General features: G+C 62.2%; 18 protein-coding genes and 4 pseudogenes. 17 read left to right on the top strand and 5 right to left on the bottom strand.

Features of this window, described 5'->3' with window-relative positions; translation table 11 throughout:
• Positions 1 to 315 precede the first annotated feature (315 nt).
• Positions 316 to 582: pseudogene (locus NKJ32_RS23650) on the top strand (5-demethoxyubiquinol-8 5-hydroxylase UbiM); the annotation flags it as partial.
• Between the two features lie 266 nt (positions 583 to 848).
• A complete protein-coding gene (locus NKJ32_RS23645) occupies positions 849 to 2,756 on the top strand; it encodes a putative bifunctional diguanylate cyclase/phosphodiesterase (RefSeq protein WP_352829043.1) in 1,908 nt (635 codons plus the stop codon).
• 95 nt (positions 2,757 to 2,851) lie between these two features.
• Here the strand turns inward: NKJ32_RS23645 and NKJ32_RS23640 are convergent, their stop codons facing one another.
• Complete coding sequence (locus NKJ32_RS23640) at positions 2,852 to 3,133, bottom strand: DNA -binding domain-containing protein (protein ID WP_352610886.1); 282 nt, start codon at positions 3,131 to 3,133, stop codon at positions 2,852 to 2,854.
• Positions 3,134 to 3,249: 116 nt separating this feature from the next.
• On the opposite strand from NKJ32_RS23640, the gene NKJ32_RS23635 reads away from it, so the two are divergent.
• The 6 genes from NKJ32_RS23635 to NKJ32_RS23610 all read left to right on the top strand — a co-directional run bounded on the left by NKJ32_RS23635 (position 3,250) and on the right by NKJ32_RS23610 (position 7,418).
• Positions 3,250 to 3,483, top strand: coding sequence for a helix-turn-helix domain-containing protein (locus NKJ32_RS23635; protein ID WP_023679646.1), 234 nt, complete (start codon positions 3,250 to 3,252; stop codon positions 3,481 to 3,483).
• Positions 3,484 to 3,636: 153 nt separating this feature from the next.
• The gene (locus NKJ32_RS23630; protein WP_023722034.1) at positions 3,637 to 3,864 is read left to right on the top strand and encodes a hypothetical protein; all 228 of its coding nucleotides are present in this window, start codon (positions 3,637 to 3,639) and stop codon (positions 3,862 to 3,864) included.
• 718 nt (positions 3,865 to 4,582) lie between these two features.
• The gene (locus NKJ32_RS23625; protein ID WP_352642233.1) at positions 4,583 to 5,545 is read left to right on the top strand and encodes an ArdC family protein; all 963 of its coding nucleotides are present in this window, start codon (positions 4,583 to 4,585) and stop codon (positions 5,543 to 5,545) included.
• A complete protein-coding gene (locus NKJ32_RS23620; protein WP_352549568.1) occupies positions 5,542 to 5,745 on the top strand; it encodes a hypothetical protein in 204 nt (67 codons plus the stop codon). Before NKJ32_RS23625 ends, NKJ32_RS23620 begins: the two co-directional genes overlap by 4 nt.
• Before the next feature lie 14 nt (positions 5,746 to 5,759).
• The gene (locus NKJ32_RS23615) at positions 5,760 to 6,167 is read left to right on the top strand and encodes a DUF2958 domain-containing protein (RefSeq protein ID WP_352642234.1); all 408 of its coding nucleotides are present in this window, start codon (positions 5,760 to 5,762) and stop codon (positions 6,165 to 6,167) included.
• Positions 6,168 to 6,257: 90 nt separating this feature from the next.
• Positions 6,258 to 7,418: a ParB/RepB/Spo0J family partition protein gene (locus NKJ32_RS23610; RefSeq protein ID WP_352829042.1), complete on the top strand. Its 1,161-nt coding sequence runs from the start codon at positions 6,258 to 6,260 to the stop codon at positions 7,416 to 7,418.
• 74 nt (positions 7,419 to 7,492) lie between these two features.
• On the opposite strand, the gene NKJ32_RS23605 is transcribed toward NKJ32_RS23610, so the two are convergent.
• Positions 7,493 to 7,744, bottom strand: a complete 252-nt coding sequence (locus NKJ32_RS23605; RefSeq protein WP_352642238.1) for a hypothetical protein — start codon at positions 7,742 to 7,744, stop codon at positions 7,493 to 7,495.
• A gap of 4 nt (positions 7,745 to 7,748) precedes the next feature.
• Between NKJ32_RS23605 and NKJ32_RS23600 the strand changes: the two genes are divergently transcribed.
• From NKJ32_RS23600 to NKJ32_RS23560, 8 genes and pseudogenes are all read left to right on the top strand, one after another.
• Positions 7,749 to 7,979, top strand: a complete 231-nt coding sequence (locus tag NKJ32_RS23600; protein ID WP_352829041.1) for a hypothetical protein — start codon at positions 7,749 to 7,751, stop codon at positions 7,977 to 7,979.
• Between the two features lie 546 nt (positions 7,980 to 8,525).
• Entirely contained in the window at positions 8,526 to 8,849 is a 324-nt protein-coding gene (locus NKJ32_RS23595; protein WP_352829040.1) for a DUF736 domain-containing protein, read from the top strand.
• A 150-nt stretch (positions 8,850 to 8,999) separates the two neighbouring features.
• Positions 9,000 to 9,269 (top strand): helix-turn-helix transcriptional regulator, encoded by a 270-nt coding sequence (locus tag NKJ32_RS23590; RefSeq protein ID WP_023800971.1) that lies wholly within the window; start codon positions 9,000 to 9,002, stop codon positions 9,267 to 9,269.
• Complete coding sequence (locus NKJ32_RS23585) at positions 9,266 to 9,814, top strand: S26 family signal peptidase (protein WP_352829038.1); 549 nt, start codon at positions 9,266 to 9,268, stop codon at positions 9,812 to 9,814. Before NKJ32_RS23590 ends, NKJ32_RS23585 begins: the two co-directional genes overlap by 4 nt.
• Entirely contained in the window at positions 9,802 to 10,488 is a 687-nt protein-coding gene (locus tag NKJ32_RS23580; RefSeq protein WP_352624434.1) for a lytic transglycosylase domain-containing protein, read from the top strand. The genes NKJ32_RS23585 and NKJ32_RS23580 overlap by 13 nt, the downstream gene beginning before the upstream one ends.
• A 185-nt stretch (positions 10,489 to 10,673) precedes the next feature.
• Positions 10,674 to 12,644 carry a relaxase/mobilization nuclease RlxS gene (gene rlxS / locus NKJ32_RS23575; RefSeq protein ID WP_352829037.1) on the top strand — a complete coding sequence of 657 codons (1,971 nt, stop codon included), beginning with the start codon at positions 10,674 to 10,676 and terminating at the stop codon, positions 12,642 to 12,644.
• A 454-nt stretch (positions 12,645 to 13,098) separates the two neighbouring features.
• Positions 13,099 to 14,225 (top strand): annotated as a pseudogene (locus NKJ32_RS23565) (IS701 family transposase).
• A 300-nt stretch (positions 14,226 to 14,525) separates the two neighbouring features.
• Complete coding sequence (locus tag NKJ32_RS23560) at positions 14,526 to 15,524, top strand: NAD(P)H-dependent flavin oxidoreductase (RefSeq protein WP_352643492.1); 999 nt, start codon at positions 14,526 to 14,528, stop codon at positions 15,522 to 15,524.
• Here the strand turns inward: NKJ32_RS23560 and NKJ32_RS23555 are convergent.
• Both NKJ32_RS23555 and NKJ32_RS23550 read right to left on the bottom strand, forming a co-directional pair.
• Positions 15,512 to 16,021 (bottom strand): annotated as a pseudogene (locus tag NKJ32_RS23555) (IS5 family transposase); the annotation flags it as partial. The gene NKJ32_RS23560 and the pseudogene NKJ32_RS23555 sit on opposite strands and share 13 nt — an antisense overlap.
• Positions 16,022 to 16,721: 700 nt before the next feature.
• Positions 16,722 to 18,371 (bottom strand): MFS transporter, encoded by a 1,650-nt coding sequence (locus NKJ32_RS23550; RefSeq protein ID WP_352829035.1) that lies wholly within the window; start codon positions 18,369 to 18,371, stop codon positions 16,722 to 16,724.
• A gap of 451 nt (positions 18,372 to 18,822) precedes the next feature.
• On the opposite strand from NKJ32_RS23550, the pseudogene NKJ32_RS23545 reads away from it, so the two are divergent.
• Positions 18,823 to 19,881: pseudogene (locus tag NKJ32_RS23545) on the top strand (class I tRNA ligase family protein); the annotation flags it as partial.
• Between the two features lie 189 nt (positions 19,882 to 20,070).
• Here NKJ32_RS23545 and NKJ32_RS23540 read toward each other — a convergent pair.
• Positions 20,071 to 21,216, bottom strand: a complete 1,146-nt coding sequence (locus NKJ32_RS23540; protein WP_352625523.1) for a trans-sulfuration enzyme family protein — start codon at positions 21,214 to 21,216, stop codon at positions 20,071 to 20,073.
• Positions 21,217 to 21,253 lie beyond the last annotated feature (37 nt).

The raw sequence follows: 21,253 nt of genomic DNA, 5'->3' as shown, positions 1-21,253 counted from the left end.
GTCGTCCGGCAGGATCACGAATCGGCGCCCAGATGAACGCGCGGGTACAATCTAGTCGGATGAAAAAATCAATCAAGGCGTGTTCTCATGACCTTGGAGCACAAGTCACCGCCTGTCGCCGAAAGACAAAAGCAGTGCTAGAAACAAAAGGCGGGCATGCAGCCGCCGCTGCCTATCCAGGTCCACGAGGTTCCTAGGCGTGTTCTTGTGGTTTCCAACTTCCGCAAAAAAAGCCGACTGACGGGGTGACATTCGGCTCCGAAACGCTGCCTCAGTTGAGCAATGGCACCGTTGCCGAAAAGCGCGACGTCCGTTATCGGCCTCAGCGGCCAGAAGCAACTCGCTCGTAAAATCCTGACAGCATGTTACGCCCGCCGCGACATTGCCGATCCCGACATGCTCGGCAGATACGAAAGCCGGCTGCGCCTGTCGGCGGCACCGCTCTATCATGCCACCAACATGCTTGTCGGTCTCTACTCAGGCGAGCACCCGGCGGCACGGCTTGCAAGACATGCGGGGCTCCGCTTTGCCCAATATCTTCCCTTTGTCCGCCATGGCATTTCGGCCATGCTCAGGCGGTGAATCGGCAGATAGCGCTGCCGCTCTGGAACGCTGTCTCGGCGCAGCTTCCTTTTGTCTCTGACGTTGCGGATCCTGGCATGATCATCCGGATCAAGAAACGCGCGCGGACGAGACTTTGATGATCAGCCGGCAATCCTCAGAGCAGACGTGCGACCCGGAGCCATGGTGAGCGCACTGGTTACCCCCGCTGGATAGTTAACCCGTCCTTCAGTGGGCCTGCGTAAGCTTGTCCTCGCGAACAACGATGGGAGCAAGCTGGTCCGTCCATGGCCCCGAAGAAAGTAGACACGCTGGAGGCCAAAATCCGTCAGGATCAGCTTGCTGACCTGAGGACCGGCCTCTTCGTGTCGATGCCGATAAGCGGTATCCTGTCAGGCCTGATTTGGGCGGTGCACGCCCTTTCTGGCAGCGGCTTTGCCGCTGCAATCTGGTTCCTGGTCGTCAATGCGATAAATGCCGCCCGCCTTGCACTCGCGCGTTATCAGCTAAAGGAAACGGGGCGCCATGACGGTTTAGTGGGGGTTTTGCCGCGGCTTCGCTGGTTTGGCATCCTTGCCCTTCTGGCAGGGTTTGCCTGGTCCTTCCTGGCCGTCCTGACTGTTGGATACACGACACCTCAAGCACCGCTGCATCTGGTCATTCTGGCGGGCATTTCAGCTGGTGCGGTTACATACGGCAGTTCGTATGCCGCGGCGGCGATCAACTTCATCACACCTCCGCTCCTCATCACGGTGGGATGCCTTTTGGCGAAAGGCAATTTTGAAGATTACATTCTGGCTTTTGCCGTTCTGCTTTTCATGGGCGGCTTGGTTCGAGCTTCGTGTGTTGGGCAAGCACGGTTCCGCGAAGCGAGCCGCCTGAGGCATGAGGCCGAGCGGCTTGCGGCGGAGATGAAGGCCAGTTCCAGGCAGGACCACCTGACGGCCCTTCTCAACAGGCGTGGCCTCGAAGACGCAATCGGACGTTTCGAGACCGCGGATAGCCCCTTCGTGGCAATGCTGGTTGATCTGGACGGGTTCAAATCCGTCAACGATACCTACGGTCACAGGACCGGTGATGAACTGCTTGTAAGGATCGCCCGCCGCATAGAGGAGGAAGCACCGGAAGGCTCAACGCTCGCTCGTATCGGCGGCGATGAATTCGTGCTGTTTTTTCCCTCAACGAGGGTTTCGCTTTCTGCCAGTGATCTCGCCTCCAATATCATAGCCAAAATTGCCCGACCCTATATCGAGGTCGCGTCCGTCCGTGTCGGGGCATCGATAGGAATATACTTGGCGCAGACGCCGGGCCTGACGGAAATGTTGTTGCGGGCGGATATCGCCCTTTATACGGCCAAGCGTCGTGGCAGGAACGAATTTTGCCTGTTTGATGCCGAACTCGACAGGGAACTGCAACGCCGCCAGTCCGTCGAACGGGACCTTCATTCGGCGATAAAGACGAGAAGCTTGCAACCTTGGTTCCAGCCGATCGTGAAACTCGACACCGAGGCCGTGGTCGGTTTTGAAGCCTTGCTGAGGTGGTCCCATCCGACTCATGGTGCCATCTCTCCACCCGAAATCATCACAGCTGCACGCGAAACCGGAATGCTTCAGCTGCTGACGCAAACCGTGTTCGCCGACTGTTGTGCTTTTATCGACGGCTTGGTGAAAGCTGACTGTCTTGATCTCCGCGTGGCGATGAATGTTTCACCGCGCGAACTGGAAGCCGGCGATATCGACGACATGGTTCTGAATGGTCTGGCGGCAAAAGGCCTCCCTGCAACGATGTTCGAAATCGAGATTACCGAAGAATCCCCGGTGGACCCGGACAGAGTGGATGAAAAGCTCGGACGGCTTTCACATGCCGGCATTTCCATCGCGCTCGATGACTTCGGCACCGGCTTTTCCACGTTGGCATCGCTCAAGGACAGTCGGATACGCAAGGTGAAAATAGACCAGGGTTTCATTCGCGGCTTGGCCAAGTCCCGAGAGGACCGACTGCTTGTCAAATCGGTCATCGATCTCGGTAACATGCTCGGGATCGAGGTCATGGCCGAGGGCGTCGAAACAGAGGCGGATCGGCAAACCCTGCACAAGCTTGGCTGCAGGACCGCTCAGGGCTTCCTGTTCTCCAAGGCTGTGCCTCTGAGCCAAGCACTGGAAATGGCAGTCAAACAGCACGCGAACCAGTTGTGACCGCTCCCGCCGCGCCGTCTCTCGCGGCCGTGCGCTCATGAATGGCGGGTATCTGAACTTCCTTGTTTGAAGAGCATGACAGTCCGTGCCGTGCCTCAGCCGGCGAACAGTTCCTTGTAGCCAGTCGTCACCATCCAGTTCGCACGGTCGATATGGCTGCGAAGAGCCTTGCGGGCGCGGACCGGTTCAAGGGCCGGGTCGATGCCGAGAATGAGATCGGCCATCTCCTCTTCGCTGGCATTGTCGGCGCAGGCATCCAGGATCCGCAGGTAGATCGTGAAATGCTCCCTGTCGTAGCTCGTGAGGTTCTCCGACCAGGGGACTTCATCGCTCAACGTTGAGCTTCGACTTTCATCTGTTCCCATTGATCGATTCATGCCTGTTGCGAGCCTCGGCTGTTGAGCGCTGGATGCAACGCAGCATATCCCAAAATGGGATAATCCGAAACCGGGATTAGTCGCTGATCCGGTCTTTACCCGACCGGTTCGCCTACATGCCCAAATCTCTTCGATCGCCCCGCCACCAGCGGTTTCTGGCCCAGCTGGTTTCCCTGCGCAAGGCCAAAGGCCTGACTCAGGCGCAGGTGGCCGAGAAGCTTGATCGTCCCCAATCCTTCGTGGCCAAGTACGAGGGTGGAGAGCGTCGTCTCGACGTCATCGAGTTTCTCGACTTAACTGCGGCGCTTGACGCGGATCCGTGCGAGATTCTGTCCAGCCTGCGGTCCTAACGGGCGCCCGCGCGCCTAACGGCTCGCGCCGGTGCCGTGAACCGAGCGCGCTTTTCTTCGGCAAGCTGCCATTCCGCTGCGGGTGGTCTTTACCAGGCCATGCCGATGTAGGATGATAATCCTAGGTGGGGCGATTCCTCAACGGAGATCGCAATGGCTAGGACCAAACTTTCCAAGCAGCTTTCACAGGCTGAAATCGAGCGCTTTCTGGCGGAGGCGGAACGGCTGCACAAGAGCATCGTCCAGCCGCTTCTATCACCTAGCAGCAACCATTACCGGGCTCTCCAACGCACCCATGAAGCGCTGTTAAAGACGGTGAAGGATATCACGGGTAAGGATGCGCCGTTCATTCAATGGTTCGGAACAGGACCGGTGAATTAGACCCGACTTGTAGACTCCAGGCCGCAAACGTCGCATTCTCTCTTCGGAGGGAAGGGCGTGGGCAATCATCGCTATCAAAGCAACTCCTGGCTGGCTTTCTTGCCTTCGAATCGACCCTGCCGCTGTCGGCTGCAACATCAAAGCCAATATAAGCTACAAAACGGGCGAGCGCGTCTATCATGATCCCGGACAGGAATTACTGGGACACGCGCCTCAACCTGTTGAAAGGCGAGCGCTGGTTTTGTTCGGAGCAAGCCGCGCGCACGGCGGCGATGTCGTCGAGTTTCTCGGCGTAACTGCGGCGCTTGACGATGATCCGTGCGAAAAATCTGTCCGGCCTACCGTCCTGGCAGGCGCCCGCGCGCCTGACGACGCGCACCAGGTGCTCGTGAACCGAGCCCGCTTTTCTTCGGCAAGCTCAGGCGGTCTCGGCCATTCGGCTTCGCCCCTTGGCGCGGGCAGCCCTTGGGCTGAGACGGCCGCCGCCCTTGCGGGCGGCGCGGTTTGTCTGTTGGCCTTTCCCGGCGGCGGGGTGGGCGGCACTCCCTTCTAGGCCCGCCGCGGCAGCCCGCAACCCTTCGCTGCCGCTCAGGGTCCTCCTCTTCGTTCCGGTCCTTCGGATGCGGTCCGCCTACCACGGCGGGCCTTTCCGGTCGCGACTCGCCGCCCACCCCGCTTCCGGGGAAAGGCGCGGCGATTGGTGAGCGGAGGATAAGACATGCATGCAAACAGCAAGCGTTGTGCCAGCACAGAGGCTGGCGCAGGCAAGGGCGGGCGCCCCGGCGCCAGCCTTTATCAGGAGATCACCGACCGCATCATTGCCGAGCTGGAGCGCGGCACCGTGCCATGGGTCAAGCCATGGGGCAGCGCAAAGGCAGGCCTTGGCCTGCCGAGGAATGCGTCCACTGGGCGCACCTATTCCGGCATCAATATCCTCATCCTGTGGGGCGCGGTCATCGAGCGCAGCTATCCCAGCCAGAACTGGCTCACCTTCCGGCAGGCGCTCGTCCTTGGCGGCAATGTCAGGAAGGGCGAGCGCGGCACGACCATCGTGCATGCCGACCGCTTTGTCCCCAAGGACGAGAAGGAGCGCGCACGCCACGAGGGCGATGAACCACAGGCCGTGCCTTTCTTGAAGCGCTTCACCGTCTTCAATGTCGCGCAGTGCGATAATCTTCCGGAAGACCTCTATGCCGCCGCCGAGCCGCTGCCTCAGTGCGAGATCGTGCCGCAGGCCGAGACGCTTATTCGCGCCAGCGGTGCGGATTTCAGGGTCGGCGGCGATCGCGCTTTCTACATGCTGGGCAGCGACCACATTCAGGTGCCGCCGCAGCCGGCGTTCCATCACCAGATCGACTATTACCGGACCTGCTTTCACGAGCTTGGCCACTGGACCGGCCACCCAACGCGGCTTGCTCGCGACCTCTCCGGCTCGTTCGGCTCCAAGGCTTACGCGCGTGAAGAATTGGTCGCCGAAATCACTGCCGCCTTCGTCTGCAGCAATCTCGGTATCGAGCCGACCGTGCGTCATGCCGATTACATCGGCTCATGGCTGAAGGTGCTGCGCGAGGACAATCGCGCCATCTTCCGTGCCGCCAGTCTTGCCTCCAAGGCCGCCGATTTCCTGTTTGGCCTTCAGGCCGATGCCGAAGGCGAGGCGCAGGAAGGGATTGCGGCATGACGATGCGCGATCCTCAACTGACCGCGAGCGAGCCGACGCCGCAAGGCGAGCAGATGCTCATTCCCGGTGTCCGGCCGATCACCACGCGCGATCGGCTCACCCTCCTGATGGACGCGCCGATGTGTCCGCGCGCGGCGCAAAAGCCGCTCGATATCGGCCTCTTCGATGAAGCCAGCAGAAATCAACTCGACCTGTTCTGACAAGGAGTCTTTCCATGATCCTGATCACCGATCCACTGCGCGCACGACTGCTCGCCAATGGCGCCGCCGACGCCGACGTCGACCATTTTCCCGTTGTGAAACTGTTTAATCCGACAGGTGCCGCCACGTGGCTTTTGACCGAACTCGACGCCGATGGCGACACGCTGTTCGGCCTTTGCGATCTCGGCTTCGGCTTCCCCGAACTCGGCAGCGTCAGTCTGGCCGAGCTTGCATCCGTAAAAGGTCCGCTTGGCCTCGGCATAGAGCGCGACCTGCATTTCCAGGCGCGCTTTCCGCTCTCCGTCTATGCCGAAGCCGCCCGCATTTGCGGCCACATCACCGAGGCCGAGCGACTTCTGCGGCAGGCAGCAGACGCCCTTTCAAAGCCCCATTCCGAGCTTCCGCCCGACACGGCGGAATAGCAGCGCCGATAGGCGCAAAAACCGTCCCGCCGCGCCGGCCGTCGGCCTCTGCGGCGGGGACAACCTTAACCAAAGCGAAGGAGAGTAACCATGCAGCTTGCCCACATCCCCTTGGATCAGCTCAACATTTCCGCGCTCAACATGCGCCGTGGAAAACGCGCGCCCGACATATCCGACATCCTGCCATCCGTGCGTGCGCGCGGCGTGCTGGTGCCTCTCCTTGTGCGGCCCAATGGCCAGCCGGAAACCTTCGAGATCGTCGCCGGCAGGCGGCGCTATTTCGCCGCCAAATCGCTTGCCGACGAGCGCGGCGAAGGCGATCCCTTGCCCTGCGCCATCATGGAGGACGGTGACGACGCCGATGCGCTGGAAGCCTCGCTGATCGAAAACCTCGCCCGCCTCGATCCTGACGAAGTATCGCAATGGGAGACGTTTTCGCGGCTCGTCAGGCAAGGCCGCACCGTTCCGGACATCGCTGCGACCTTCGGCATCACTGACCTGAAGGTCAAACGCATTCTGGCGCTTGGCTACCTCTTGCCCAAAATCCGCGAAGCCTATCGGCGCGAGGAGATCGACGCCGAGACGGTGCGCCATCTCACCATGGCGTCCAAGGCGCAGCAGAAGGACTGGCTGGCACTCTGTGCCGATCCCGATCAATACGCGCCGCGTGGCTTTCAATTGAAGCAATGGCTGTTCGGCGGCCAGTCGATTTCCACCAAGGTGGCGCTGTTTGCCATCGACGAATATCCCGGCCTGATCACCTCGGACCTGTTCGGCGAGGACAGCTATTTCGCCGATGCCGACCTGTTCTGGCAAAAGCAGAACGAAGCGATTGCCGCCAGACGCGACACCTATCTTAACGACGGCTGGAGCGAGGTGGTGCTGCTGGAGCCGGGCCAATATTTCCACGCATCGGACCACGAGAAGACCCCGAAGAAGAAGGGCGGCAAGGTCGTCATCACTGTCTCGCATCGCGGCGAGGTTGAGTGTCACGAGGGCTGGCTGTCACGCAAGGAAGCGCGCCGCGCCCGCGAGGGCGGCGAGCAAGAAGAAACAGCCGCCAAGCCGCCGCGCCCCGAACTCACCGGCCCGATGCAGAACTATGTCGATCTGCATCGCCATGCTGGCGTGCGCGCGGCCATGCTCGACCATCCCGCCGTGGCGCTGCGCCTCGTGGTGGCGCACGCCATCACCGGTTCCGGCCTGGGCAGGTGCGCCGTGAACCGCAGCGAGGAGCCAACGAGACGGTGACTGCCAGCCTTGCCGGCTGCAAGGCTGAAGCCGCATTCGGCAAAAAGCGGCGCGAAGTGTTGGCCCTGCTCGGATCACCGGATGAGGATGGCGTGGTCGCCGGCGGCAATGGCGACGCCTTTGCTATCGCCGGCGTCTTCGCGCGCCTCTTGGCGCTGTGCGACGACGATGTCATGCGCGTTCTCACCCTTGTCATGGCCGAGAAGCTTGCAGCCGGCAGCGCCGTCATCGAGGCGCTCGGCAACCATCTGAACGTCGATATGGGCACATGGTGGCAACCGGACGATGCCTTCTTCGACCTCTTGCGCGATAAGGAAAATCGCCAATTCGATGCTGGCCGGGGTCGGCGGCAAGCTGGTCGCGGACGGCAATGTCGCCGAGAAGGTCAAGACGCAAAAGAAGATCATCCGCGACTTCCTGGCGGGCGAGAATGGCCGCCAGAAGGTCGAGACCTGGCTGCCGCGCTGGATGAAATTCCCGGCCGAAAGCTACACCAGCCGCGGCGGTTTCCGCACCGCCGATCAGTGGGCACAAGTGCAGCCGCTGTTCGCGCGCGAATAGTCGATCAGGGCCCGAGCGGCGGTTCTCTCGAGTGCCGCCGCTCAGGTCGCGCGCGCCGCCCCGGGCCGCGCCGGCTGCCGATTGGTCGTCTTGTCGAGCCAGTGCCGCGCGCGAGAAATCCCGACGCCAACTCGCCCCCATTTGGGCAGCCCTGCACCGCGCCGGGTTGCTTGCCGAGGCGCCCAGGCGCATGGGGCCAATTGTCCGATCGGGTTGCCGACAGAGCCCGCGCAGCCGGCGCCCTGTTATGCCGCCTGCTCGTTGTGCCGCCGATCGCGCCACCTGTCTCCATGTGTCTCAGGGACCATTCCCCTGCGGCTGGCTTGACGACCTATGGGCGGATCCGGCCCGCCCGAAACCCTCGCCAGCAGCTTTTTTCCCCGCCGCCTGCGGCGGCTTCCTCGCGCCGCTTCGCTTCAAAAAAGCTGTCCGCTCGGGTCCTCCGCTATCGCTGCGGCCGTCCCGGTTCCGGCGGTCCGGACGCGCCCATCACGGTCCGCCATCGCAGGGGAATGGTCCCCGGCGAGCACCAAAAGGAGACTAAAAATGACCGCGATCGGATACGTCAACAAACAGGAAAACGGCGGCTACAAGGGCCAGCTCAAGACGCTCAGCGTCTGCGCCGACATCGACATCGTGCCCAATCAGGCAAAGAGCGCCGACACCCATCCCGACTTTCGGGTGCTGACGCAAGGGGTCGAAGTAGGGGCCGGCTGGATCCGCACCGGCGAGACCTCCGGCAAGGACTATGTGAGCCTGTCGATTGCCGCCCCGGAGTTCGGTCCGCGCAAGCTCTACGCCAATCTCGGCCGCGCCGCCGGCCAGGATGACGACGACACATACGCCATCATCTGGAACCCGGTCGACTGAACCGCCAGCCTCGAGCCCCGCGCCGCAACCGGCGCGGGGCTCTTTCGGGAGGGGGCGGCGAAAACTCGCCCCCCACTCTTCGCCCGTCCCCGAAACGATCTCGCTCGCCGATCCTCGCCTTCGCTTGTCCGTAACGAAACGAGGACCATCATGGACGACGAAAACGAACGCGCGGCCCGCGCGAAGAAGGGCAGTCCGTTTCTCAACACCGCGCAGGCCGCCTTCTATATCGGGCTGTCCCAGCGCACGCTGGAGAAGATGCGGCTCAAAGGCGGTGGCCCGCAATTCCGCAAGCACGGCCGCTATGTCCGCTATCACATCGACGAGCTCGACGACTGGTCGAAGGGGCGCGCGCAGGAGACCAGGCCCGAGGATGGCGGGCACGATTCCGGCTCGGCCGGTGAGGGAGGCCGCTCATGAGCCGGCGTCCCACTATCCGTTTGATCGGCAGCCATCTGCAACGCATTCGGGCGCGCAAGACGATCGCCGTGGCCAGTATAGGCCTCAGCCTGATCGGCTTCGCCGCTTTCGACAACCCATCGCCCTGGCTGGTCTGGAACGCCTCGGCCAGTGCGCCGGTCGGCCTTTATCGCGTCGCGTCCGGATCGCCGGCTCGTGGCGATCTCGTGCTCGTCCGCCCGCCAAAACCGGTCGCCGATCTCGCCGCCGAACGCTTCTATCTGCCCAGCAACGTGCCGCTGGTCAAGCGCCGTGCCGCGCTGCCTGGCGAGCATGTCTGCGCCTTCGGCGACGCCATCATCATCGGCGGCGAAATTGTCGCGCGCCGGCTGGCAACCGACACGCAGCACCGTCCGCTGCCTTGGTGGAATGCCTGCCGCAAGCTCGCCGCCGCCGAGGTTTTCCTGCTCGGCAACGATAGAAACCGCTCCTTCGACAGCCGCTATTTCGGGCCGGTGCCGGCCGAAAATATTGTCGGGAGGCTGGTGCCGCTATGGACCGAGTAACCCTCCTGATGCTGGGCATGGTCGCGATAGCGCCATGCGCATGTTCCGCCGCGACCGACGCTCAGCCGGCCGCCATCTCCCGTGGTCCGCAGCTGGCAAGATGGCAGCCCTTGGTAGCCGAAGCAAGCCGGCGTTTCAGCATTCCACAGCCCTGGATTTATGCCGTCATGGATGCCGAAAGCCGGGGGCAGACAATGCTGGACGGACGGCCGATCGCCTCACACGCCGGCGCCATTGGCCTCATGCAGGTGATGCCCGGCACCTACGAGGAGATGCGCGCAGAGCTTGGCCTGGGGGCCGATCCGCACGACCCTCGCGACAACATTCTGGCAGGCACTGCCTATCTGCGCGCCATGTATGACCGCTTCGGCTTTCCCGGCCTGTTTGCCGCCTATAACGCTGGGCCGGACCGCTACGAACAGCATTTGCAGCGTGGGCGACCGCTGCCCAGCGAGACGGTTTCGTATCTGGAAGAGCTCAAGGCGGCGGGGATCTCGGCCGCCGACATGGACGCGTTCACCGGCAAATCCCGTTCCGGAAAAGCGCCGGAAATCCCGTCCGGGCAGTCGCTGTTTTTCCTGCGAAACGGTGTTTCCGCGACCGATCCGAATGGCCAAATTGTGGTGCCGCTCGGATCGGAGCGAGCAAGGTCAGGCCGGCCGGATCGCAGGTGAGGGCAGGGGTACCGTGGGTCGGGCGGGGCAGGGATGCAGGTCCGCTGAAGGCAAGATAAAGGCATCGCCTCCTGGAGCCGGCGAAGTCTTTGTCTGCACATCGTTTTTCACGGAGGCTGCCTTCAGCGTCAGGAGAGCTGCTGCCGACAAACATGTGATTTTGTTAAAGATTACTAGGAGGCTCAATGCAGGATGAAGAGTTCAAGCCGAGCCTGGGCAAAATCGGATCGCGCGGCTCGAAGGCAGGCAAGCGTTTCGCCGGCCAGATTCGCGCCGCGATCAACCGAGCCGGCGGCGGCAGCGGTCGCCGTGGCCGCTTCATCGGAAGCCGGGCGGGGCGCGGCGGGGCTGCTGCCGCCGTTCTCAGAGCGCGCGATCGCCACGCGGCGTTTCGGCAGCGGCGCGCCGTCGTCAAGGCGCGTATCGTCAAGCTGGCCGGCAAGGGTGTTGACGGGGCACGTGCACACCTTCGCTACCTCCAGCGCGACGGCGTCACCCGGGAAGGCGAGCCTGGCGAGCTCTATAGCGCCGACAGCGACCGCGTCGATGGCAAGGCGTTCATCGATCGTGCCGATGGCGACCGGCATCAGTTCCGCTTCATCGTCGCACCTGAAGACGGCATCGAGTATGACGACCTCAAGCCGCTCACGCGGCGCCTCATGGCGCAGATGGAAGGAGACCTCGGCACCAAGCTCGACTGGGTCGCTGTCGATCATTTCAACACTGGTCATCCGCATACCCATATTATCGTCCGCGGCAAGGACGACCGCGGCGAAAATCTTGTCATCGCGCGAGACTACATCTCGTCTGGAATCCGTGAACAGGCGGCCGAGCTGGTCAGCCTCGACCTTGGCCCGAGAACGGACCGCGAGATCGAGCAACGCCTGCGCCAGGAAATGGAGCGGGAACGCTTCACCAGCATCGATCGGCAGCTGCTCCGCATGCGCGACCATGAGGGGCATGTCTCACCGGCCAGCCGAGACACGTTTCGCCAGACGCTGCACCAGGGCCGCCTGCGCAAGCTCGAGCGGATGGGTCTGGCTGAGGAAGTCGGCTCGGGCCGCTGGCGCCTTGATGGCGAGCTTGAAGCGACGCTGCGCCGCATCGGCGAGCGGGGCGACATCATCAAGACCATGCACCGCGAACTGACCGGCAAGGGGCTCGCCCGCAGTGCCGCCGACTATGTTGTCCATGGTCGATCTGCAGAGCAGATGCAGCCTGTCGTTGGCCGCATCGTTGCGCGCGGCCTGGCCGACGAAATCACTGACCGCCATTACCTCGTCGTCGACGGCGTGGACGGCAAAAGCCACTATGTTGATATCGGCAAAGGCGAGGCCACCCAACCGACGCCAGAGGGCTGCATAGTGCGGGTCACGCCGAGGGACACCGGGCCAAGGCAAGTCGACCGCACAATTGCCGAGATCGCCACGGCCAATGACGCGCGCTACAGCATCGATATCCATCTCAAGCATGACCCGTCGGCCACCGAACGCTTTGCCGAAACGCACGTGCGGCGACTGGAGGCGATCCGCCGGGCGACCGGTCGTGTCGAGCGCGAGCCGGACGGCACCTGGATCGTCGCACCGGATCATCTCGACCGTGTGTCTGACTACGAGCGTAAGCGAGCGAGGGCCGAGCCTGTCACGGTTCACAAGCTCTCATCGATGCCGCTGGAGAGACAAGTCAGGTTCGACGGCGCCACCTGGCTCGATCGAGAGCTGGTTTCCGACACACCGGAGGCCTTGCACAGCTCTGGTTTCGGCCGCGATGTCCGAGAGGCGCAAGGCCGCCGACGGCAGTGGCTGATTGCGCAAGGTCTTGCTCGGGAAGAGCAGGACCGGATCGTCTATCGCGCCAACATGCTTTCGATGCTGCGTCAACGTGAGCTGAACCGTGTTGCCGGTCAACTGTCTGACGAACTCGGACTCTCGTATTCCGAAGCGCAGCCTGGTGATCGAATAGAGGGTCGATTGCGCCGCTCGATCGACCTTGCCAGCGGCAAGTACGTCATAGTCGAGAAGGCGCGCGAGTTCACGCTGGTACCATGGAGGCCAGTGCTTGATCGGTCTATTGGCAAGGAGGTGTCTGGTGTCATGGGTGGGGAGGGGATTTCATGGACCATCGGCCGGCAGAGAAGCGGACCAAGCATTTCGTGACATGACTACACAACTTCTTTTGCCCGCCTTGAAACAGGTACTCAGTCCGGACGGAGTTCGCCTGCTAATTGCCCGCGGCATTGATCTCGCGAGGGATAAATGGCTGGTCGTGCAAGACTTATCGTTCGCTCTACAAAAAGCGCCGCGATGATTCATCGTGTTCCATGATTCTGAGCCAAAACCCTCCTGCGCCACCACGGCACTCTTCCCGGTGCCACGGAAGCCGCGCCGACGACGGCGGTGCCGGCCTGGTTGCGCAGGGCTGCCGCCGACCCAAACAGTTGCGGCGCATTGAGGACATTGCAATCACTGCAGGTGCGGCCATCGGCGCGCTCGATGCGATGGTCCGCCAGCTAGAGAGGTGGGCTGGCGCCTGGTGACAGCGCCTAGGGCTTTCGGCGGCCGCGGTACGGCGAGCAGGCTCGCGGCGTCGAGGATGAAGCCGCACTTCGCGATGTTCTTCTGCTCACACGACCGGGAGACGAGTCGGCCCCACGGGCCGGATGCTTGTTGGCCGCTCACAGCGCTGAAGGCACGGGTTGGGCGGGTGCTTCCTCGTCGTGAGTTGCGGGAAACGGGCGCAGATTTCCTTGACGGCCTTCTTTCCGGCATTGAGCGCAAGACAGGCTGGCTGATGGCTGAGCAATCCGGAGCGGAGCGGCCCTATCGGATGCAGTCGCTGAGGATGGCGTCCTGATCGTCGACGAGACGGGATTTGTGAAGAAGGGCGATCGTTCCGCCGGTGTCGCGCGTCAGTACTCGGGAACGGCGGGGCGGATCGAGAACAGCCAGGTCGGCGTGTTCTTGGCTTACGCGAGCCGCTACGGCCAAGCGCTGGTCGATCGTCGCCTTTATCTGCCGGAGAGCTGGACAAGGGATCGGGCGCGATGTGCCAGAGCGTCGATCCCGGAGATGGTCGAGTTTGCGACCAAGCCAAAGATGGCGCGCGCCATGGTCGAGGCGGCGCTCGATGCCGGCGTCCCGTGCGCTTACGTTCTGGGCGACGCTGTCTACGGGGCGGACAGCAGCCTTCGCCGGATGCTGGAAGCTCGCGAGCAGCCCTATGTCTTGGCGGTTCGAGGCGCTCACTTCATGCGCCGGGGAGGGGATCGTCTGTTTGAGGAAACCTCGCCCGAGGAACTGGCCAGCGAGTTCGAGCCCGACGACTGGGCCTGTCATGCGGCAGGTGAAGGCGCCAAAGGCCCTCGGCTCTACGACTGGGCACGCATCCGCCGCCCTTGGACGTCAAAAGGCGGCTTCGAGCATTGGCTTCTCGTCCGCCGCAAGCGATCGACATCCGGAGAAAAAGCCTACTACCTGGTCTTCGCCCCGCCCGGTTCCTCCTTGGCCGAATTGGCGGCAGTGGCCGGCCTGCGCTGGGCGATCGAGGAGTGCTTTGAGCGCGCCAAGGATGATCTCGGACTTGATCATTGCGAGGCTCGGTCCTGGCACGGATGGCATCGCCACATGAGCCTGTGCATGGCCGCCCTGGCATTCCTCTCGAAGCTATCGGCTGATCTTCGCCGCAGCGCATGGAGCAAACCGAACGAAACGAGTCCAAAGGAGCCAATCGCCGCCTGATCCGGATGGCTGCGCTCGTCCCGAGCGTCCCCGAGATCCGCTATCTCCTCGCCGCCTCATCTTCCCACCGACACAAAAGCCCTTCATTATCGCCTGGTCGCTATGGCGACGACGACATCAGGCTGCGGCCATCATCTGTCACTACAAACGGCATCGGCATCCGCAACTGTAGTACTAAGGTCCGGACTCATAACCGTTGGTCGACTGGGGGCTCTGGTTGCCGTTAATCGCGGGGCGCTGAGCGGGGCTCGATAGAATCAACCGAACCTGCGATACTCAAGGCAATCTGTTGGAGTGATGATGCGCATCGTAACCCGTCTCACTGATCGGCTTGAACTGCAGCATCCGATCATCAGCGCGCCGATGGCATTCGCATCGGGCGGGGAACTCGCAGGTGCGGTCAGTTCAGCCGGAGGGCTTGGGCTTATCGGCGGCGGCTATGGCGACGCTGATTGGCTGACGCGAGAGTTCGAGCGATCTGGCAACCGACCTGTCGGCTGCGGCTTCATAACTTGGTCACTCGCCAGGAACCCGCGCCTACTCGATAAGGCCCTGGAGCGGCGACCAAGTGCGATTTTCCTATCCTTTGGCGACCCGGCGCCTTTTTCGCCGGCGATACGGGCCGCCGGGGTCCCCTTGATCTGCCAGGTCCAGAGCCTCGACGACGCGCGCCGCGCTCTTGATGTCGGAGCCGACATCGTCGTCGCCCAAGGCGCGGAAGCCGGCGGTCACGGTGAGAAGCGAGCGACATTCACATTTGTTCCGGAGGTCGCGAACTTGGTACGGCGACGGGCGCCGGACACGCTCATCTGCGCGGCCGGTGGCATCGCCGATGGTCGTGGGCTTGCAGCGGCGCTGATGCTTGGCGCTGATGGCGTCGTGATGGGATCACGTTTCTGGGCCTCGTTGGAGGCTCTCGTTCATCCAAATCTGCACCAGGCTGCCCTTGCGGCGACCGGAGACGACACGGTTCGAACCTCGGTGATGGACCTAGCGCGCCGCCTGGATTGGCCATCGCGGTTTTCACTGCGCGTTCGGAAGAATGCTTTTACGGAAGCCTGGCACGGCAATGAGGCCCATCTCCTCGCCGACATTGACGCGCAGTCCGCTGCCTACCGCGAAGCGTGGGCAAGCGGCGATCCCACGATAGCCGCGATCATGATTGGTGAGGCCGCCGGCCTCATCCACGACATCGAGCCGGCGAGTGACATACTCCTTCGCACCGTTTCTGAAGCGATCACCCTGCTTCAGGGCGCAAGTTCGCTTCTGTTTGTCGAGGACAACTGTCACAGCCAGTAACCGACCGTAGCGGCGAGGCAGACGGCAGCGAGGAAGTTAGTGGCCGATCGATCGTAGCTGGTGGCAATGCGGCGGAAATCCTTGAGCCGTCCAAACATGCGCTCATGGCGTTGCGATCACGGTAGAGGAAGGGGAGAAGCAGTTCTTCCAGCGCCGGTTGGCTTTCGACGGAATGTTCGGCATCGCCCCTTTAGCCTCGACCTTGTGGCGAATGGCATTGGTGTCATAGCCCTTGTCGGCGTGCAGGATCGGGCTCTCGGGCATCTGCTCCAGAAGCAAATCTCCGGCGCTGCAATCGGCGACCTGGCCACCGGTCAAGAGGAAAGCGATCGGGCGGCACAGGCCATCGGTCAGGGCGTGGATCTTCGTGGTTCGCCCACCGCGCGACCGGCCAATCGCCTGATTTTGCTCCCCCCTTTGCCGGCAGAAGCGCAGCGATGCGCCTTCACGGCCGAAGAGTCGATCAGGACCTCAGCCGGAGGACCGCCAGCGCTTGCCGCGCGTGTCGGTTGGCAGCAGCGCCTGCAGCCGCGAAAACTGCTCCTCGGTCAGCCAGAAATAATCGCGATTCATCGGTGGCCTCCCTTTGGAGACCGTGAATCATAAAACCACCGTCAGTGGAACCCTTTATGGGTCCGGACCCTAGCAGGTTGTGACCATTGCTGTGGCAATGCAGCAGTCCTGGATAATAAGTCCAAGATGCCCCGGGTGCGCTTCCACCGCACCACCGGGACCTTCGCTGCAGCTAAATGCAGAAAATCCACGCGCGCGCTGAAGCCCGAAAAGGCGGCGGCGCTGGCGGGTTGAAACTCCAGTCGGGCTACGCCCTCCCTGCGTTCCAACCCGCCAGCATTCTCATCTTGATTGAGGCAACGCTCGCAGCTTCATTGTCGCGCCGCAGGTGGCGGATTCCTCCGTCTGCCCGCTTCACTCCGTGCCCGGCGAGACCCCTCCGCCCCCCTTGCTCCCCGCTGCTCGCCGCGATGCACGGGGACAGGCGACCTGAACCCGTCCCCAAGCCGATCTGATGGCAGAGGCGGTGGGGCTGGACATGGGCCCGTGGTGGACATACGTGCCACACAAATCCTCATGCTCGCCTAACCGGCCGCAAGGTATGGCAATCCGGGCTGACCCGACGAGAGAAGGAGTAGGTCTCGGCCATTCCCGTGTCCGAGCCCAGAAAAGTTACTGGTTTCCTTACGGGCGCGATACAAAGGGCACAGGCTGGACTTGGCTGCCGGGGGCGGGGCTTGTCGACCGCTCGATCGAAAGTGAGAGACGAGGAGGAGAATCACCGACCCGCAGAGCGGCAAGGCGCTCGCCTACCTCCCTGTCAGTCACCGTTAGCCGATGGTTTAGACGAAGATAGTCCGTCCATGTCGGCGTGCGGAATGTCTCGGTCCAAAGAGTCGAGTTCTGAAGATCGCGCTGGAGGGTCCAGTCCCGCGCACCGGCACGGCTCTGAACGCGCCGCCTTTCGCGCATGCAGCTCAGAAATTCCTCGATATTCTCCTCGGGGATCGAGTACTCCACCTTGATCACGATCGGGCCGCTCCTGGGCTTCAAATCGAGGGCCAGTTCTGGTGGCCTGAAGTCGAAGGCCCCTTGATCCGATTCCTCCCATAGCCGTACCGGCAATAGCTTTCCCACAGCTGCAACCAGCAACAGCGCCGCTGCAGCACCTTCCAAAGCCCACGTCAGGGAATAGTACTGCGCGACAGCACCCCAGATCCAGCTGCCCGCTGCCATGCCGCCGTAGGTCAGGGCGTAATAGATCGACAGGGTGCGACCAACGACCCACCTTGGGCTTGCCAACTGCACACACACGTCGGTTCCGGTCCAGGTGACAACCCAGCCGGCGCCAGCGATTGCAAGCGCGATCGCTGCTACAGCCACCGATGATGTGAGAGCCAGTAAAAGGCAACACGTTGCGCAAGCAACGGACGCGAGCGTGATCAATCGATTTTGGGACGTGATGCGTCTCAAGTAGCTATTGCCAATGCCCGCGATGAAGGCGCCTGTGCCGAAGCCGGCCAACAGGACGCCGTAAACAATTGGCCCCCCCGCCAGTTGGTCGCGAACCAGGAGGGGGAGCAGAGCAAGGATCGAGATGCTTGACAGCCCGAACAGGGTTGCACGCACGATCGCCACTCTGATCTCCGAGGAGATTGCCGTGAAGCGCATGCCATCATGAATGGCCGTCGTCATCCGCTCGCGCGGAAGAGGCGAAGAACGAACTTGCCACTTGGAGCGCAGGACAGCGCTCAATGGGACCAGGTCGGTCAGCGCAGCGAAGGCGAAAGCCGTAAGGGGGCCCAGCAAAGCCAAAATTACACCGCCCAGCGCCGGTCCTATGCTCCGAACCACGTTGTACCCCACCGACATCAGCGTCACTGCAGCGGGTATGTCGCGCTTTTTTTCCAGGATGTCGCCGACCGAGGCGTGCCAGGCTGGATCATTCAAGGCAAAGCCGCATCCCGCCAAGAAACTCAGTCCCAAGATCAGCCATGGACTGACAAAGCCCAGTCCAACAGAGAGAGCCAGCGCCGTGGATGCCAATGCGATCAGGCAATGTCCGGCAAGCATCACGCCGCGGCGGCTGAAGCTGTCTGCAATCGCTCCAGCAAGGATCGACAAGAAGAAGGCGGGCAGTGTCGATGCAGCCTGCACGAGCGCAACCATCAGATCGGAGGCTGAAATCGTTGCCATAAGCCAGCTTATAGCCACGCTCTGCACCAGCCAGCCAAGGCTGGATATCTGCGTGGCTGTCCAGATCGAACGAAAGACCGGATTCTGAAGAGGGATCAGTGTGTTTGCCGCAAAGGGCGGGGAATCTTGACGCCGCATGACTTCTCACCTCCACCACGTAGTTCTTTCGCTCACTCACTTGCTGACAGCGGTGCGCTTACGCACAGCTGCGTCACAACCAAGTTCCGATATCGCGCTCGCAACAAAGTAAACAAAGTAGATGTCGCATCCACGGTGCTGATGCGCGATGAGTGTGCCAGTTGGGCGTCAGCTGGTCTGGGTCGCGCAGCCCGATGGGGTGCGGTCTGCCCTGCGACTCTTGGTCTTGGACGGTGCTACCGCCCCGATGGCCGGGTCGTCAAACTGCCACGGTGCTAGCAGCGCCCATCCCATCCTGACAGGCATGAGCATATGACGCAGCGCATCGCTGGTATCGGAGGCGGGTGCAAGATCAAGGGTGGCATCGTCCTGACAAGTACGAGCTGGTGGACGCCTTTGCCCGACCTATCACATCGGCGATTTATGGGGCCGCCGTTCAACTCGTTGGTCTATGCACAAAAAACATAATACGCTTGAAAAGACGTTTCGGGCCGGTGCCGGGGCCGAGGAGGGGGCTGAAGCCTTCACTATCGTCATCCCGCCGCCGAATGTCACCGGCTCGCTGCATATGGGCCACGCGCTCAACAACACGCTGCAGGACATTCTGGTGCGCTTCGAGCGCATGCGCGGCAAGAACGTTCTTTGGCAACCAGGCATGGACCATGCCGGCATCGCCACGCAGATGGTGGTCGAGCGCCAGCTGATGCAAAATCAGATCCACCGCCGCGACCTGACGCGCGATGAGTTCATCGACAAGGTGTGGGAATGGAAGGCAGAATCCGGCGGCGCCATCCTCAACCAGCTGAAGCGGCTCGGGGCCTCGGCCGACTGGAGCCGGGAGCGCTTCACCATGGAGGAGGGCCTGTCCAAGGCCGTGCTCGAAGTGTTCGTGACGCTCTACAAGGAAGGGCTGATCTACAAGGACAAGCGCCTTGTGAACTTGGACCCGAAGCTGTTGACCGCCATCTCGGATCTCGAGGTCGAGCAGCAGGAAGTCAACGGCAACCTCTGGCACTTCCGCTATCCGGTCGAAGGCATGACCTTCGATCCGGAAAATCCGAAGACCTTCATCACCGTTGCGACGACCCGGCCGGAGACGATGCTGGGCGATACGGCTGTCGCAGTCCACCCCGACGACGAGCGTTTCCGGCATCTCGTCGGCAAGAACCTCATCCTGCCGATCGTCGGCCGCAGGATCCCGGTGGTGGCGGACGAGTATTCCGATCCCGAAAAAGGCAGCGGTGCGGTCAAGATCACGCCGGCGCATGACTTCAATGATTTCGAGGCCGGCAAGCGCCACCGGCTGCCGGCGGTCAATATCCTCACCGTCAATGCGGCGGTGAGCCTCAAGGACAATGAGGACTTTCTCGCCGGGCTGGAGGTGACGCCGGAGCGCTAGGCGGTCTGGGGCGAGCTCGACGGTCTCGACCGTTTAGTCGCGCACAAGAAGATCGCCGAGCTGATGCAGACCGGCGGTTTCCTCGAAAAGGTCGAGCCGCATCGCCAGGCCTGAAGCGGCGGTTGCGGCGATCCTGAACAAGGTGCGGTCTCTCCGCGCCAACGCATCCGACACCGAGATTTTCGATCGAAATCTAAGCATCGTCGAAGATGCTTTGCCTGATCTAGGCGCCCAACCGTAGCAGGCCGCATTGCTGCGCCAGCCGCCACGTAAAGCGCTGCCAGAGTTCTTGCACCCGCGTCATTCGGCTGCCGCTTTGAAGGTTCCGCCTAGGGCCTGCATCAGATCATCGATAATGTCCTGAGGATGCTCAAGTCCCACTGACATTCGCAGTAATCCGCCTGGCGCCTTGGACTTGGCACCCTCGACGGATGCGCGATGCTCAATCAGAGAGTGCGTCCCGCCAAGGCTTGTCGCCCTGGCAATAACCTCGAGGCGGCCGGCCACGGCCATCGCAGCATCGGCTCCGCCTTTGACGATAAAGGATAGCATCGCTCCGTAATGGCTCATTTGCCGCTTAGCGAGATCGTGTCCCGGATCAGTTTGCAGGCCAGGAAAAAGTACTTTTTCGACACGCGGATGAGACGCCAAAGCCTCAGCAACCTTCTGGGCGCCTTCGCAATGCGCGCGCATGCGTACCGACAATGTCTGCAGGCCCCGCAATGCCAGCCAACAGTCGAATGGCGCTGCGACGCTGCCCTTGTGTCTCTGGACCATCCGCAGTGGGCGACCGAGGGGTGACGAGTGCGGGACAATGACGACGCCCGCCATCAAGTCCGAGTGGCCGCCGATGTACTTTGTCGCCGAGTGCACGACCGCGTCCGCCCCAACTTCGAGGGGCCGTTGAAGCACTGGAGTTGCCCACGTGTTGTCCACTACGGCCAAGGCGCCAGCCTCGTGCGCGATCTTGCAGATGGCCGAAATGTCGACAACGCGGATCATCGGGTTTGACGGCGTCTCGACCCAGACGAGGCCAGTCCGCTTCGACGTGACCGCGGCGCGCACGGCATCCAGATCGCGCATGTCGACGGCCGCAAAGTCGAAGCGAGACCCAATGTCGGTCTCGTCAATCAGCGAACGAATGCCGAAATACATGTCATCCGGCAGAACGATCCGACCCGTCGACGGATGGCTCTCAAAGACTGCAGCGATTGCAGCCATGCCCGACGCGAAGGCAATGCCATCTTCTCCGCCCTCGAGCGCGGCCATGGCCATTTCGAACGCGTTGCGTGTCGGATTTCCATCCCGGGTGTATTCGAATCCGGAAGGAAACGAGCCGTCGACGCTACGTTGGAACGTCGTGCTGGTGTGCAGCGGCAGGGACACCGCTCCCGTGGAAGCGTCGACAGCTCGGCCGCAATGGATCGCCTTCGTTTCAAAACGCATCGGTCATTTCCTCGCTAACGGGGCAGTTGCACGATTT

Origin of the sequence: Mesorhizobium sp. M0159 (assembly GCF_040322295.1) — a bacterium.
Lineage (GTDB): Bacteria > Pseudomonadota > Alphaproteobacteria > Rhizobiales > Rhizobiaceae > Mesorhizobium.
This window is presented reverse-complemented; position numbering and strand designations above follow the sequence as displayed.